We start from the raw sequence: 11,645 nt of genomic DNA, 5'->3' as shown, positions 1-11,645 counted from the left end.
CGTCGTACATGTCCAGGGCCCGTCCGCCCCACTCCTCCTCGCGGCGGGTCAGCATGTAGTAGCCGATCAGCGCCTCCTGCCCGTTGAGGAGGTACAGCTTCACCGGTGGTGTGAACGGCAGCGCCCGGAACCGCACGCGCACGTCCATGCCGTGCGTGGCGCGCAGGGTCAGCAGGTTGTGCTCCAGGACCCGGAGCTGTGCGTTGCGCATCACCAGCCAGCGCTGGTGCACCGCGTCGTCCTCCCCCTGCTCCTCGACCAGGCGCGGGAAGGCCAGGTTGATCTCCCGGGAGGGGAGCAGGACCCGCAGGTCGATCGAGGCGGGCCGGTTGCGGCCCTCGTGGATCCACCGCAACGGCTCCCCGAGCGCCACCATCAGCGTCTCCGACGTGTGGCAGACCACGTCCACCTGGACGGCCGTCGCCGAGAACGCCTCCGTCAGGCGCGGTGCCAGGCCCACCATCGTCGGCTGGGGTTCGTCCCGGGCCGGGGCGGGGACGGCGATGCGCGGGGGGCTGCCCTTGGAGACGTTCGTGAGGAGGCCGTCCTCCTGGAGAACCCGCAGGGCCTGGCGCACGGTGCCGCGCTCCACGCCGAACCGCTCCGCGAGTTCGGCCTGGGTGGGCAGGCGGTCCCCCGGCCTGAGCTCGCCGCCCCGGATGCGTTCCCGCAGGTCGTCGGCGATCTCCTGGGGCGAGGGCCTGCTGCTGCCGTTCACTGCCACACTCTCCGCCACGTTCTCCTGGGTCACGACCAAACGCTACAACTCTGATCCACCTAGCGGGAGTTGCTTGAAAGTTGTTTATGGCTAGCGGCCAAGTGGGGACAACTTAATCAGAGTTGGTTGCCAACTTCTCGGAGTTGGCGGAAGTTTTGCTTCCGAAGTTCCGGACCTCCGGACTTCCGGCTCCCGAAGGGGGAATCCGATGCCCGCCCTCGCTCTCCTCTCCGCCGCCTTCGTCGTCGCCTTCGAGCAGCTCGTGCAGTGGAAGTACGGCCCGGCCGGCATCGTCGGCCTGATCCTTCTCACCGTGGGCCTCAAGGCCAAGAGCCCGGCCGTCAGCTCCGTGGGGGCCGTCGTCCTCGCGCTGCTGATGACGGGCCCCACCAGGTGAGTCACGCAACCTGCCCGGATCCGACCACCGTGGGAGACCTCAGCTCGTGAGCGCCAGCTCCGAACTGATCGTCTCCCACAACGCGTTGAACCACAGGTGCGACTGCTCGACGAACGTCGTGTCGCGCGGGCCGGGGCCCTGCCGGAAGGAGAACAGCATCGACCGGGTGCCCTGGGCGTCGTACATCTGCAGGGGCTCGTGGTCGAACTCGGCCTCCCGGCGCGTCAGCGTGTAGTAGGCGAACAGCGCCTCCGAGCCGTTGAGCAGGTACAGCTTCACCGGCGGGGTGAAGGGCAGCGCCCGGAACGTGACCCGCACGTCGATGCCGTGCGTGGCGCGCAGGGCCAGCAGGTTGTGCTGGAGGACCTGCCCCTGGGCGTTGCGCATCGCCAGCCACCGCTCGTGCACCCAGTCGTCGCCGCGCCCCTCGACCGGCACCGGGAAGGCGAGGTCGATGTCCCGGCTCGGCAGCAGGACACGGACGTCGACCTTGGCCGGTTTCAGCCGTCCCGCGTGGATCTGGCGCAGCGGTTCACCGATGGCGAGCGTGAGGGAGACGGACGTCAGGCACACCGCGTCGATCTCGACGTGCTCCGCCGCGAACGCCGCCGCGATCCGGGGCGCGAGCGCCACCGTCGTGGGCAGCGGCGGCGCTTCCGGACCGGTCAGCGCCCCGGCCGGGTCCGCGGCGACCGTCGCCGGACTGCCCTTGGAGACGTTGGTCAGCAACCGCTCGGCCTGCAGGATGCGCAGCGCCCGGCGCACCGCGCCGCGCTCGACACCGAACTCGTGGGCCAACTGGGCCTGGGTGGGCATGCGCTGCCCCGGGCTCAGCGCGCCCGACCTGATCCGGGCGCGCAGTTCCTCGGCCACCTCGCGATGTGTCCTCTGTGGCCGCTGCGACCTCTTCCGTCCACCGGCGGAGGTGTGTTCGGGGTCCACACCTCAACGCTACAACTTCCCGCCATCCTCGGGCAGTTCAGCGGAAGGTGGTTATGAGCCGCTTCCAGGAGGAGATAAGTACAGAGAAGTTGGTCACCAACTTGCGCGACCTGGTCGGACCTTGAAGGGGTTGGCCAGCCCGCTCGGGGGCTCCCTTCCGGAGGGGAGCCGGGAGCCCCGCCGCACGACCACCACAACCGAACAGCTCGCTACGGATGCGGGTCCCCGTCCACCGGCAGAAGGGAGCGGCTCAGAACAGGTCCGGGCACCACGGCCGCCTGGGCGTGCGCAGCAGGGCGTCGGCCTTCCGGGCGGCGCCCGCTCGTTCTTCCCGCACCCGCCCCAGCGCCGCCAGCCGCACCGCCGACTCGTCCCCGAGCCACAGCGCGCCCAGGTCGCCGAGTCCCAGCACCAGATCCGCGCTCTCGGTGGTCGGCGCGCACGACGCCCCGCCCGGCGAGGCGTCCAGCCGGTAGCGCCCGCCGGTCAGCCCGTCCACGCCGGCGACCTCCAGCACCAGCGCCCCCTCCACCTCGTACGTCCGCGCCTCCAGCGCCCGTACGACGTCCAGGATCCGCACCCACAGCCAGTCCGCCAGGGACGTGACGCGGGCCGCCCGCGGATCGGGCAGGACGTGCGGGAGCAGGTCGTCGGGGGCCCGCCAGCCGCTCTTGACGCCGACGACCCAGTCGATGGAGCACAGGTACTGCCACAGGGCGCGCTCGGCGGCCGGCGTGACACCGGTCAGCCACCGCACCGTCGCCGTGTTCAACGGCTGCTTGGCATCGCCCCAGTTGTCGTCCACGTCGTAGGCGACCATGCCCTCGACCTCGCCGGACGCCGAGCGGTACACGGCGAAGAAGGGATCCTTCCAGGACGGGTCGACCCGTACCGCGCCGGTGTTCCACTTCCACCACAGCTCGTCGCGGTCGATGGCGCCGGGCTGCGACCGGCACAGCCGCGCGTGCAGGTCGGGGCCGAGCTTGCGGACCTCCTCGCCGTCCACCAGGTCGATCCGCCCACCGTCCGCCGGGCCCGCCCAGCGGGCGTCGAGGCCCGCGCGCGGCACGTCGACCGTCCACTCGGCCGTCGAGGTCGCGGGTCCGAAGCCGTAGCGTCCGTAGATCGGGTACTCGGCGGCGACCAGCGTCGCGACGACGTCCCCGCGGTCCTTCGCGGCGGCCAGGTCCCGGGCCATCATCCGGCTGAGCAGCCCCCGGCGGCGGTGGGTGGCGTGGACGGTGACCCCCGAGACGGCGTCGGCCGGAACCCTCGCCCCGCCCACGACCGTGAGCTCCTGGTCGAAGGAGCGGAAGGTCGCCACGCACCGGCCGCCGTCGAAGGCACCGAGGTAGCGGCCCGGGACGAACCGCTCGCGGCGGCCCTCGATCTCCTCCTCTGTCAGGGTGGGCACCCGCAGGAAGCCGGTGTTCACGGCGCGCAGCCAGTCGGTGAACTCGGCTTCCGTGACGGGGCGTACGTCGATGCCGTCGGCGCGTGGGGCGGAGGTCATGCGCTCACGCTAGGCGCAGGGCCGGCCGGTGTCGCCCCAATATCCGACCGGCCCCCGCGGGCCGCTCAGACCAGCAGGTCGTCGACCTGCGCCTCGCCCTCGCGGTACCGGCGGGCCATCTCCGCGCTGCACTCGTCGGCCGTGCGCTGCAGCCGCCGGCGGCGCCGGGAGACCTGCTGCTCGTGGCGTACCAGGCGCCCGATCCCGGTGGTCAGCTCCGCGTCCGTGCGCGCGTCCAGGTCGGACAGCTCGACGTCGTCGAGCATCTCCGCGGCCAGCCGCCGGTACTCCTCGCCCTGCGGGGTGCCCAGGGTGACGTGCCGGGCGGAGGAGCGGTGCCGGGCCGGGGCGTCGCGCAGGATCTCCGCGAGCCGCCCCAGGACGGACGCCTCCGCGGGCACGGCGCCGGAGGTCACCTCCACCGGGGCGCGCCGCGCCAGTTCCGCGCGCAGGATGTCGATGCGCCCCTGCAGCAGCCGCCGCAGGTAGCTGAGGTCGGTCTCGTCGCGCTGGGCCTCGCGGCGCAGCGCGCGCAGCTCGGGCAGGCTCAGCGCGGCCAGACCGGGCTCGGGAGCGTCCGAGGGCAGCCGCGGGCTGTCCGTGCGCTGTGTGGGCGGCCGGTGGTATTCCGACGTCCCCATCCCCGTGTATGCCGACCGGACAGCCCCCGGGTGCTGCCCGGTGCTTGGTGTGCTCATGTGCCTCAACCGTCCCCTCGACCGGTGTGTGAATGCATCGTGCCACCCCAAGTGGTCCCTATGGGAACGAGTGGTCCCGATAGACCCCAGATGGGCGGTTAAGCAGCAAAATACGGTCCAGCACAGGCAGTTGGCGTCCGGCGCAAACCACCCTTTCGGGCCATGCGCAGACCACGCGCGGCCCTGACGTCACCTCCCGGCATGATGGACACATGCGAGCTGTGGTGCAGAGGGTGGACGGCGCGAGCGTCGTCGTGGACGGCGAGACGGTGGGGTCGATCGAGGGCGAGGGGCTGTGCGTCCTCGTCGGTGTGACCCACGAGGACACCAAGGAGAAGGCCGCCCAGCTGGCCCGCAAGCTGTGGTCGATCCGCATGCTGCACGACGAGAAGTCCTGCAGCGACACCGACGCCCCACTCCTGGTGATCAGCCAGTTCACCCTCTACGGAGACGCCCGCAAGGGCCGCCGTCCCACGTGGAACGCGGCCGCCCCCGGTGACGTCGCCGAGCCGCTGGTGGACGAGGTGGTCGCCCAGCTGCGCGCGCTGGGGGCGACGGTGGCGACGGGCCGTTTCGGGGCGGCGATGCGTGTATCACTGACGAACGACGGCCCGTTCACCGTGCTGATCGAAATCTGACCCGAAAGATCTACAAGTCCTACGGCTCGACGACGACTTCCTGGGCCGCCGCGGTGACGCCGGCCACCAGCGGCGCGTCCACGGGCACGTTCCGCTTCACCAGGGCGAGGGCGACCGGGCCCAGCTCGTGGTGGCGCGCGGAGGTCGTGATGAAGCCGATCTTCCGGCCGTCGGGGCCGTCGTCGGCGAGCCGCAGCTCGGTCCCGGCCACCGGCAGGTGCACCTCGCTGCCGTCCAGGTGCAGGAAGACCAGGCGGCGCGGCGGCTTGCCCAGGTTCTGCACCCGGGCGACCGTCTCCTGGCCCCGGTAACAGCCCTTCTGCAGGTGCACCGCCGAGCCGATCCAGCCCAGCTCGTGCGGGATGGTGCGGTGGTCGGTCTCGAAGCCGAGCCGGGGCCGGTGCTGCTCCACGCGCAGCGCCTCGTGGGCGAGGATCCCGGCGGGCGGCCCGGCCTGCGCGGCGTACGCCTCCAGGTCGGCGCGCGGCAGGAACAGGTCCCGGCCGTACGAGGTCTCCCGGACGACGACGCCCTCGGGGGCCTCGGCGATGGAGCCGGCCGGGAGGTGGACGACCGCGATGTCGGCGGTGCGGTCGGCGACCTCGACCCGGTAGAAGAACTTCATCGACTCCAGGTAGGCGATCAGCGCCTCCTGGGTGTCCGGCTCGACGTGGGCCCAGACCGTCTCCCCGTCGTCGACGAGGTACAGGGCGTGCTCGATGTGGCCGTTCGCGGAGAGGATCAGCGCCTCGGTGGCCCGGCCCGGCGGGAGCTCGCTGACGTGCTGGGTGAGCAGCAGGTGCAGCCAGGCCAGCCGGTCCTCGCCGGTGACGGTGACGACCCCCCGGTGCGAGAGGTCCACGAAACCGGCGCCGTCGGCGAGGGCGCGCTGCTCGCGGAACAGATCGCCGTAGTGGGCGGCGACGCCTTCGTCCACGCCCTCGGCGGGGACGGCGCCGGGCAGGGTCAGCAGAGGGCTCTTCATGTCCCCAAGCCTACGACTCGGTAGTTGAAGCCTTGAGCGTGCAGTCCCGGCACCGGCCGAAGATCGCGAAGTGCTTCAGGTCCGTGTCGAACCCGAAGGTCTCCCGCAGCTTGGCCGTGAACTCGGCGGCGACGGAGACGTCCGCCTCGATGACGTTCTGGCAGTCCCGGCACACCAGGTGGATGTGGTGGTGCCGGTCCGCCAGGTGGTACGTCGGCGCCCCGTGGCCCAGATGGGCGTGGCTGACCAGGCCGAGCTCCTCCAGGAGCTCCAGCGTCCGGTACACCGTGGAAATGTTGACCCCCGACGCCGTCTTCCTCACTTCCACGAGGATGTCGTCGGGGGTCGCGTGTTCCAGGGCGTCCACGGCTTCGAGCACGAGTTGCCGCTGCGGGGTCAGCCGGTAGCCGCGCTGCCGCAGATCGCTCTTCCAGTCGGTGCTCACCACACGGACGAGTCTAGAACTACTTGAAGAAAGCGATGCCGTCGTCCGGCATGTCGTCGGGCAGGGCCTTGGCCCAGCGCTCGACCTCCTCCGGCGTGACGACCTTCTTCAGGTGCGCCGACATGTAGGGGCGCAGCTCGACGTCGGGGGTCTGCTTCTCGCCGACCCACATCAGGTCGCTCTTGACGTAGCCGTACAGCCGCTTGCCGCCGGTGTAGGGCCGCGAGGAGGCCGTGCGGGCCACCGCGTCGGTCACGAGGTCGATCTGCGGCTTCTTGTCCGCCAGCTCGCCGTACCAGATCTCGATGACGCCGTCGTCGCGGGTCATCGTCACCTCGACCTTGCGGTCGGCGTCGATGCGCCAGTAGCCGTGCTCGGACTCCAGCGGGCGGACCTTGTTGCCGTCGTTGTCCAGGACCCACGTGTGGGACCGGTATTCCAGGAAGTCCCGGCCGTCGTGGGTGAAGGCGACCTCCTGCCCGAAGTTGCACTTCTCGGAGCCGGGGAAGTCGTGCACCCCGGCGCCCGCCCAGTTGCCGAGCAGGAAGGCGAGCGGGACGAGGTCCTTGTGGAGGTCGGACGGGATCTCGATCATCAGAACTTCCTAGAGGTGGGTCAGCGCTGGCCCTGGTACAGCTTCTTCACGGTCAGTCCGGCGAACGCGAGGACGCCGACGGCGACCAGGACCAACAGGATTTCGAAGAAAAGCTCCACGGGGTGCTCCTTGAGCGGGGTGCGGATGTAAGCACAGGGCCGGCCCCAGCTTACGCGGGCCCCTCCGGCACTACGATTCCGGCTATGGCGAAGAAGCTGGTGATCAAGGTGACGGCCGGGGCGGACGCCCCCGAGCGGTGTTCCCAGGCGTTCACGGTGGCGGCGGTGGCCGTGGCGAGCGGCGTCGACGTCTCCCTGTGGCTGACCGGCGAGTCCGCCTGGTTCGCGCTGCCCGGCCGCGCCGCCGAGTTCGAGCTGCCGCACGCGGCGCCCCTGCCCGACCTGCTGGAGTCGGTCCTGGCGGCCGGCCGCGTCACCCTGTGCACGCAGTGCGCGGCCCGGCGCGAGATCACGGAGAAGGACGTCATCGAGGGCGTGCGCATCGCGGGCGCGCAGGTCTTCGTCCAGGAGGCGCTGGCGGACGGGACGCAGGCGCTCGTCTACTGAGACTCCGGGTACAGGCGGACGGGGTGCCCGGCCGGGTCCAGCAGCACCCGGACGCCGTCCCGCGGCCGGACGGGCGGCAGGCAGGCGGGCTCGGTCCGGAAGGACAGCCCCCTGCCGCCGCCGGGGGCCGGATGCGCACCCAGTCGGGGCCGCCCTGGCCCGGCCCAGCCGGGCTACAGCCGCAGCGAGAAGTCCGCCGGTTCCCGGGCGTCCGGTGCGCCCGGAGTCGCCGCCGAGCCCATGGCCCTCCCCCCGGCCGGTTCAGCGCGGGCGCTTCTTGCCGTCCAGCTCGTCCCACCACTCGTCGGACTGGGGATCCCCGGAGGGGTCGTCCCACCACCGGTCCTCCGGGCCGCGCCGGTTGGCCACCATGGCCGCCACGGGCGGGATGACCATGGCGACCACGCACATCCCGACGGCCACGGGGACCGACCACAGCCGCACGACGCCCCAGGCCAGGACGAACAGGCCGATGCACAGTCCCATCAGGGCGAAGTACCTGCGCCGCCGCCGTGCGTACATGTCTCCAGCGTAGGTCCGGGCACGCCGCAGGGCCGCACCCCAGGCGTCCAACCCGGTGGGTGCGGCCCTGAAGAGGACCGGCCGCCGTCAGACGGCGATCGCGACCTCCGCCAGTCCGCCCTGCTGGGCGACGACCGTGCGGTCGGCGGTGGCGCCGGGCACGAGGGCACGGACGGTCCAGGTGCCCTCGGCCGCGTAGAAGCGGAACTGTCCGGTCGCCGAGGTCGGCACCTCGGCCGTGAACTCGCCGGTCGAGTCCAGCAGGCGGACGTAGCCCACCACGGGCTCGCCGTCCTTGGTCACCTGACCCTGGATCGTGGTCTCACCGGGCTTGATCGTCGAGGCGTCGGGGCCGCCGGCCTTCGCACCACACATGTCGTACTCCTGAGGGGGTCGGGAGAGGTCGGTCGGGGTCTCTTACTTGCCGGCGCCGAGCTCGATCGGCACGCCGACGAGGGAGCCGTACTCGGTCCAGGAGCCGTCGTAGTTCTTGACGTTCTGGACGCCGAGCAGCTCGTGCAGGACGAACCAGGTCAGCGCGGAGCGCTCACCGATGCGGCAGTAGGCGATGGTGTCCTTCGCGAGGTCGACGTTCTCCTCCTCGTAGAGGGCCTTGAGCTCCTCGTCCGACTTGAAGGTGCCGTCGTCGTTGGCGTTCTTGGACCACGGGATGTTGCGGGCGCTGGGCACGTGGCCCGGGCGCTGCGACTGCTCCTGCGGCAGGTGGGCCGGGGCGAGGAGCTTGCCGGAGAACTCGTCGGGCGAGCGCACGTCGACCAGGTTCTGCGCACCGATGGCGGCGACGACGTCGTCACGGAAGGCGCGGATCGACGTGTCCTGGGCCTTGGCCTTGTAGTCCGTCTTCGGGCGCTCCGGCACCTCGTCGCCGGGGACCAGCTCGCGGGCGTCGAGCTCCCACTTCTTGCGGCCGCCGTCGAGGAGCTTGACGTTCTCGTGGCCGTAGAGCTTGAAGTACCAGTACGCGTACGAGGCGAACCAGTTGTTGTTGCCGCCGTAGAGGACGACGGTGTGGTCGTTGGCGATGCCCTTCTCCGACAGGAGCTTCTCGAAGCCCTCCTGGTCGACGAAGTCACGGCGGACCGGGTCCTGGAGGTCCTTGGTCCAGTCGATGCGGATCGCGTTCCTGATGTGGTTCTTCTCGTAGGCGGACGTGTCCTCGTCCACCTCGACGATGGCGATGGTCGGGTCGTCCAGGTGCTCCTGGAGCCAGTCGGCGTCGACCAGGACGTCGCTGCGGCTCATGCGCTTTCTCCTCCGGGGCAGTTGCGGCGGGGCGTGCGAGTTCTGCGGGGCGCGCGCCCATGACGGGGCGGCACACGGGTGCCCTTGGTGCAGGGCGGCGGGGATGCGCGCACCGGCTCACGGGCCGGCGCGGTCGCTCAGAAGGTGCGACAGAGCATGGCGGCGACGCGGCACAGGTCTACTGCCCGCCGCTTCGTGAGGTCCGCCTGTCGCTTCATGCCGTCGATCGTAGGGACGGTCGGGCGGGCGTGTCACCGGCGTGTCGCATGCTGAGACACGATGGTCCGGATGGTGGGATCGAGAACGCCCCGGGCCGTGCCGCGCCCGGCCCGCGTCCGCCTGCGATCGCCGTCACATCTGCGCTGCGGACTCGCCGTCTCGCCCACCGGACAGCTCTGTACCGGCCCGCGTCCGGTCTACCCGGCGAGCCGGACGCCGGAACCCTTCACCGTGATCTCGACGCCGTCCGGGGCGGCCTGCACCTTGTCCAGCTTGATGCCGCCGGGCAGGCCGTCGATCTGCTGCTGGAAGTCGGTGATCGTGCGCACCCGGTTCTCGGCGAGGTCGACACCGGCGAACTCGGGCAGGCCGTCGGCCTTGACCCGCACGGTGTCGCCGTCGACCACGGTCACGGTGCTGAGCACGGTGACCGGTTCGGGCAGCTTGGTGCCGAGGACGGTGGCCTCGACGGCCACCTTGATCTTGCCGTTGCCGCCGTCGGAGAGGCCGACGACGTTGGCGGTGACGCCCGGGGCGACCTGGGTGGGCTCCACCTTCGCCGTCTTCAGCAGCTCGTCGTAGGCGACGGTCGCGGTGCCGGTGGCCGTGGTGGCGGTGGCCGAGCTGTAGTCGCCGGAGAACTCGACGCCCTTCATGTCGGCCCGGAGGTCGTCGATACGGATCTTCCGGCCGCCGTCGCCCGCGGCGGCCTCGTAGGTGTCGATGCCGACCTCGATGTCGTCCAGGGAGCCGCCGACGACCTGGGTGAGGAACGGGAAGCCCTTGATGGAGACGTCGGGGGTGGTGGCGAGGTTCTCCGTGGTCTTCAGGCGGTCGGCGGCCTCGTCCTCGGCGAAGTTCACGGCGAGCCGGTCGGCGAGGACGAAGAGTCCGCCCAGGATCACGGTGAAGATCAGCAGTATTCGCAGTGCTCGCATGCGGTGTTTCCCCCACCCGGTCGTGTGTGACGGCGATCCCCCTGCGTGAGCGTAACGCCGAGTGCGGCGCGGGCCCGAGCTTTGTCGATCATCTGTGACAGGCCGCGCGCCCGCACCCGCCGACGCACGGAAGGGGCCGTGCGGGGAAGGCGAAGACGTGCTAGGCCACAGCCCGTCCCAGGACGTACACCACCGGTGCCGCGGCGGCCAGCGGCAACGCCACGCCCGCCGTGAAGTGGACGAAGCGCGAGGGGTAGTCGTAACTCGCGACCCGGTGCCCGATCAGGGCGCACACCGCCGCGCCCGCCCCCACCAGCGCGCCCGACGTGCCCGTCAGCCATCCGGCCGCCGCACCACCGCCCGCCCCCGCGAGCAGCGCCACCACCACCGACGCCGCCGTCGGCAACGGCAGCGCACGCGCCAGGACCGCCACCGCCACCGCCACCGCGCCCACCGTCACGGCGTCCCCGTCCGCCGCGAGGTACCCGCCCGCCACGATCGCCAGCGCGGACGCCGCGACCGTCGCCATCAGGCCGTACATCCGCTCGTCCGGGTCGGCGTGCGACCGCAGCTGGAGGACCAGCGCGAGCAGCACCCACACGCCCAGCGTCCCGAGGATCGCGGACGGCGAACGCCCCGACGCCAGCAGGGCCGCGTCCGCGGCGAGCGCCCCGGCGAACCCGAGCGCGATGCCCTGCCGCGCCGGCCACATGCCGTTCAGCCGGAACCACCCCGCCGCCGTGACGGCCTGGAGTACCACCAGCGGCACGAGCAGCGCGTACGTCCCGACCGCCGCCGCCCCGGCCAGCAGCAGCCCCAGCAGCGCCGTGAGCGCGGCCGGCTGCATCCCGGGCTCGATGATCGGCGACCGCCCCTCCGCCCGGGCCCGCTGCGCGTCGGTCATCCGCGTGTTCCCGCCGACGGTGGCGGGGCCGTACCCGGGACCGGCGGCGTCGGCCGGCCCGGCGGCGGCCGGCTCGGGCGCCGCGTACCCCTGCTGCGGCAGATACGCGGTCTCCGCGGCGGCCGGTGCGGACACCGCCTGGTGCGTCTGCGTCTCCCAGGTCTGCCCCTGCCACTGCTGCGTGTACTGCTGCGCGGCGTACGGATCGTCGTACCCCTGCTGCCCCTGCTGCCCCTGATACGCCTGGTACCCCTGATACGCCTGGTACCCCGGCTGCTCCTGCCCGGGCCACGCCTGCTGCG

16 protein-coding genes are annotated in these 11,645 nt (G+C 71.7%); 3 read left to right on the top strand and 13 right to left on the bottom strand.

What is annotated here, in order from left to right; all coding sequences use genetic code 11:
- On the bottom strand, positions 1–757 hold a 757-nt coding region (locus RIN80_RS23640; protein WP_309097657.1), incomplete at its 3' end, for a winged helix-turn-helix domain-containing protein.
- A 169-nt stretch (positions 758–926) separates the two neighbouring features.
- On the opposite strand from RIN80_RS23640, the gene RIN80_RS23635 reads away from it, so the two are divergent.
- On the top strand, positions 927–1,115 hold the full coding sequence (locus RIN80_RS23635) for a hypothetical protein (protein WP_309097656.1): 189 nt from the start codon (positions 927–929) through the stop codon (positions 1,113–1,115).
- A gap of 39 nt (positions 1,116–1,154) precedes the next feature.
- Here the strand turns inward: RIN80_RS23635 and RIN80_RS23630 are convergent, their stop codons facing one another.
- The 3 genes from RIN80_RS23630 to RIN80_RS23620 all read right to left on the bottom strand — a co-directional run bounded on the left by RIN80_RS23630 (position 1,155) and on the right by RIN80_RS23620 (position 4,268).
- Positions 1,155–2,057, bottom strand: coding sequence for a GntR family transcriptional regulator (locus RIN80_RS23630; protein WP_309097655.1), 903 nt, complete (start codon positions 2,055–2,057; stop codon positions 1,155–1,157).
- 250 nt (positions 2,058–2,307) lie between these two features.
- Positions 2,308–3,570: a GNAT family N-acetyltransferase gene (locus tag RIN80_RS23625; RefSeq protein WP_309097654.1), complete on the bottom strand. Its 1,263-nt coding sequence runs from the start codon at positions 3,568–3,570 to the stop codon at positions 2,308–2,310.
- Positions 3,571–3,635: 65 nt separating this feature from the next.
- Entirely contained in the window at positions 3,636–4,268 is a 633-nt protein-coding gene (locus RIN80_RS23620; protein ID WP_309097653.1) for an aerial mycelium formation protein, read from the bottom strand.
- Between the two features lie 212 nt (positions 4,269–4,480).
- Between RIN80_RS23620 and dtd the strand changes: the two genes are divergently transcribed.
- Positions 4,481–4,906 carry a D-aminoacyl-tRNA deacylase gene (gene dtd / locus RIN80_RS23615; RefSeq protein WP_309097652.1) on the top strand — a complete coding sequence of 142 codons (426 nt, stop codon included), beginning with the start codon at positions 4,481–4,483 and terminating at the stop codon, positions 4,904–4,906.
- A gap of 19 nt (positions 4,907–4,925) precedes the next feature.
- On the opposite strand, the gene RIN80_RS23610 is transcribed toward dtd, so the two are convergent.
- From RIN80_RS23610 to RIN80_RS23600, 3 genes are read right to left on the bottom strand one after another with little or no spacing between them, the layout of a single operon-like run.
- Positions 4,926–5,891 carry a folate-binding protein gene (locus tag RIN80_RS23610; protein WP_309097651.1) on the bottom strand — a complete coding sequence of 322 codons (966 nt, stop codon included), beginning with the start codon at positions 5,889–5,891 and terminating at the stop codon, positions 4,926–4,928.
- A 10-nt stretch (positions 5,892–5,901) separates the two neighbouring features.
- Complete coding sequence (locus RIN80_RS23605; protein WP_309097650.1) at positions 5,902–6,339, bottom strand: transcriptional repressor; 438 nt, start codon at positions 6,337–6,339, stop codon at positions 5,902–5,904.
- Positions 6,340–6,355: 16 nt separating this feature from the next.
- Positions 6,356–6,931, bottom strand: coding sequence for an FABP family protein (locus RIN80_RS23600; RefSeq protein ID WP_309097649.1), 576 nt, complete (start codon positions 6,929–6,931; stop codon positions 6,356–6,358).
- Between the two features lie 203 nt (positions 6,932–7,134).
- Between RIN80_RS23600 and RIN80_RS23595 the strand changes: the two genes are divergently transcribed.
- Complete coding sequence (locus RIN80_RS23595) at positions 7,135–7,497, top strand: DsrE family protein (protein WP_309097648.1); 363 nt, start codon at positions 7,135–7,137, stop codon at positions 7,495–7,497.
- A gap of 261 nt (positions 7,498–7,758) precedes the next feature.
- Here the strand turns inward: RIN80_RS23595 and RIN80_RS23590 are convergent, their stop codons facing one another.
- The 6 genes from RIN80_RS23590 to RIN80_RS23570 form a co-directional block, all read right to left on the bottom strand.
- Positions 7,759–8,019, bottom strand: a complete 261-nt coding sequence (locus RIN80_RS23590) for a DUF3099 domain-containing protein (RefSeq protein WP_309097647.1) — start codon at positions 8,017–8,019, stop codon at positions 7,759–7,761.
- An 87-nt stretch (positions 8,020–8,106) separates the two neighbouring features.
- Positions 8,107–8,394, bottom strand: coding sequence for a DUF1416 domain-containing protein (locus RIN80_RS23585; protein ID WP_003991226.1), 288 nt, complete (start codon positions 8,392–8,394; stop codon positions 8,107–8,109).
- A 42-nt stretch (positions 8,395–8,436) separates the two neighbouring features.
- A complete protein-coding gene (locus tag RIN80_RS23580; protein ID WP_309097646.1) occupies positions 8,437–9,282 on the bottom strand; it encodes a sulfurtransferase in 846 nt (281 codons plus the stop codon).
- A gap of 137 nt (positions 9,283–9,419) precedes the next feature.
- A complete protein-coding gene (locus tag RIN80_RS26620; RefSeq protein WP_350310325.1) occupies positions 9,420–9,500 on the bottom strand; it encodes a putative leader peptide in 81 nt (26 codons plus the stop codon).
- 198 nt (positions 9,501–9,698) lie between these two features.
- Entirely contained in the window at positions 9,699–10,439 is a 741-nt protein-coding gene (locus RIN80_RS23575) for a DUF2993 domain-containing protein (protein WP_309097645.1), read from the bottom strand.
- A 160-nt stretch (positions 10,440–10,599) separates the two neighbouring features.
- On the bottom strand, positions 10,600–11,645 hold a 1,046-nt coding region (locus RIN80_RS23570; protein ID WP_309097644.1), incomplete at its 5' end, for a hypothetical protein.

This window comes from Streptomyces sp. (assembly GCF_031181705.1).
Lineage (GTDB): Bacteria > Actinomycetota > Actinomycetes > Streptomycetales > Streptomycetaceae > Streptomyces.
The sequence above is the reverse complement of the archived record's forward strand: the minus strand, read 5'-3'. Positions and strand labels throughout refer to the sequence as shown.

Coding starts and splice junctions, on each gene's coding strand:
- RIN80_RS23635 (WP_309097656.1), top strand. CDS start 927: ATGCCCGCCCTCGCTCTCCTCTCCGCCGCCTTCGTCGTCGCCTTCGAG.
- RIN80_RS23625 (WP_309097654.1), bottom strand. CDS start 3,570: ATGACCTCCGCCCCACGCGCCGACGGCATCGACGTACGCCCCGTCACG.
- RIN80_RS23620 (WP_309097653.1), bottom strand. CDS start 4,268: ATGAGCACACCAAGCACCGGGCAGCACCCGGGGGCTGTCCGGTCGGCA.
- dtd (WP_309097652.1), top strand. CDS start 4,481: ATGCGAGCTGTGGTGCAGAGGGTGGACGGCGCGAGCGTCGTCGTGGAC.
- RIN80_RS23610 (WP_309097651.1), bottom strand. CDS start 5,891: ATGAAGAGCCCTCTGCTGACCCTGCCCGGCGCCGTCCCCGCCGAGGGC.
- RIN80_RS23600 (WP_309097649.1), bottom strand. CDS start 6,931: ATGATCGAGATCCCGTCCGACCTCCACAAGGACCTCGTCCCGCTCGCC.
- RIN80_RS23595 (WP_309097648.1), top strand. CDS start 7,135: ATGGCGAAGAAGCTGGTGATCAAGGTGACGGCCGGGGCGGACGCCCCC.
- RIN80_RS23590 (WP_309097647.1), bottom strand. CDS start 8,019: ATGTACGCACGGCGGCGGCGCAGGTACTTCGCCCTGATGGGACTGTGC.
- RIN80_RS23585 (WP_003991226.1), bottom strand. CDS start 8,394: ATGTGTGGTGCGAAGGCCGGCGGCCCCGACGCCTCGACGATCAAGCCC.
- RIN80_RS23580 (WP_309097646.1), bottom strand. CDS start 9,282: ATGAGCCGCAGCGACGTCCTGGTCGACGCCGACTGGCTCCAGGAGCAC.
- RIN80_RS26620 (WP_350310325.1), bottom strand. CDS start 9,500: ATGAAGCGACAGGCGGACCTCACGAAGCGGCGGGCAGTAGACCTGTGC.
- RIN80_RS23575 (WP_309097645.1), bottom strand. CDS start 10,439: ATGCGAGCACTGCGAATACTGCTGATCTTCACCGTGATCCTGGGCGGA.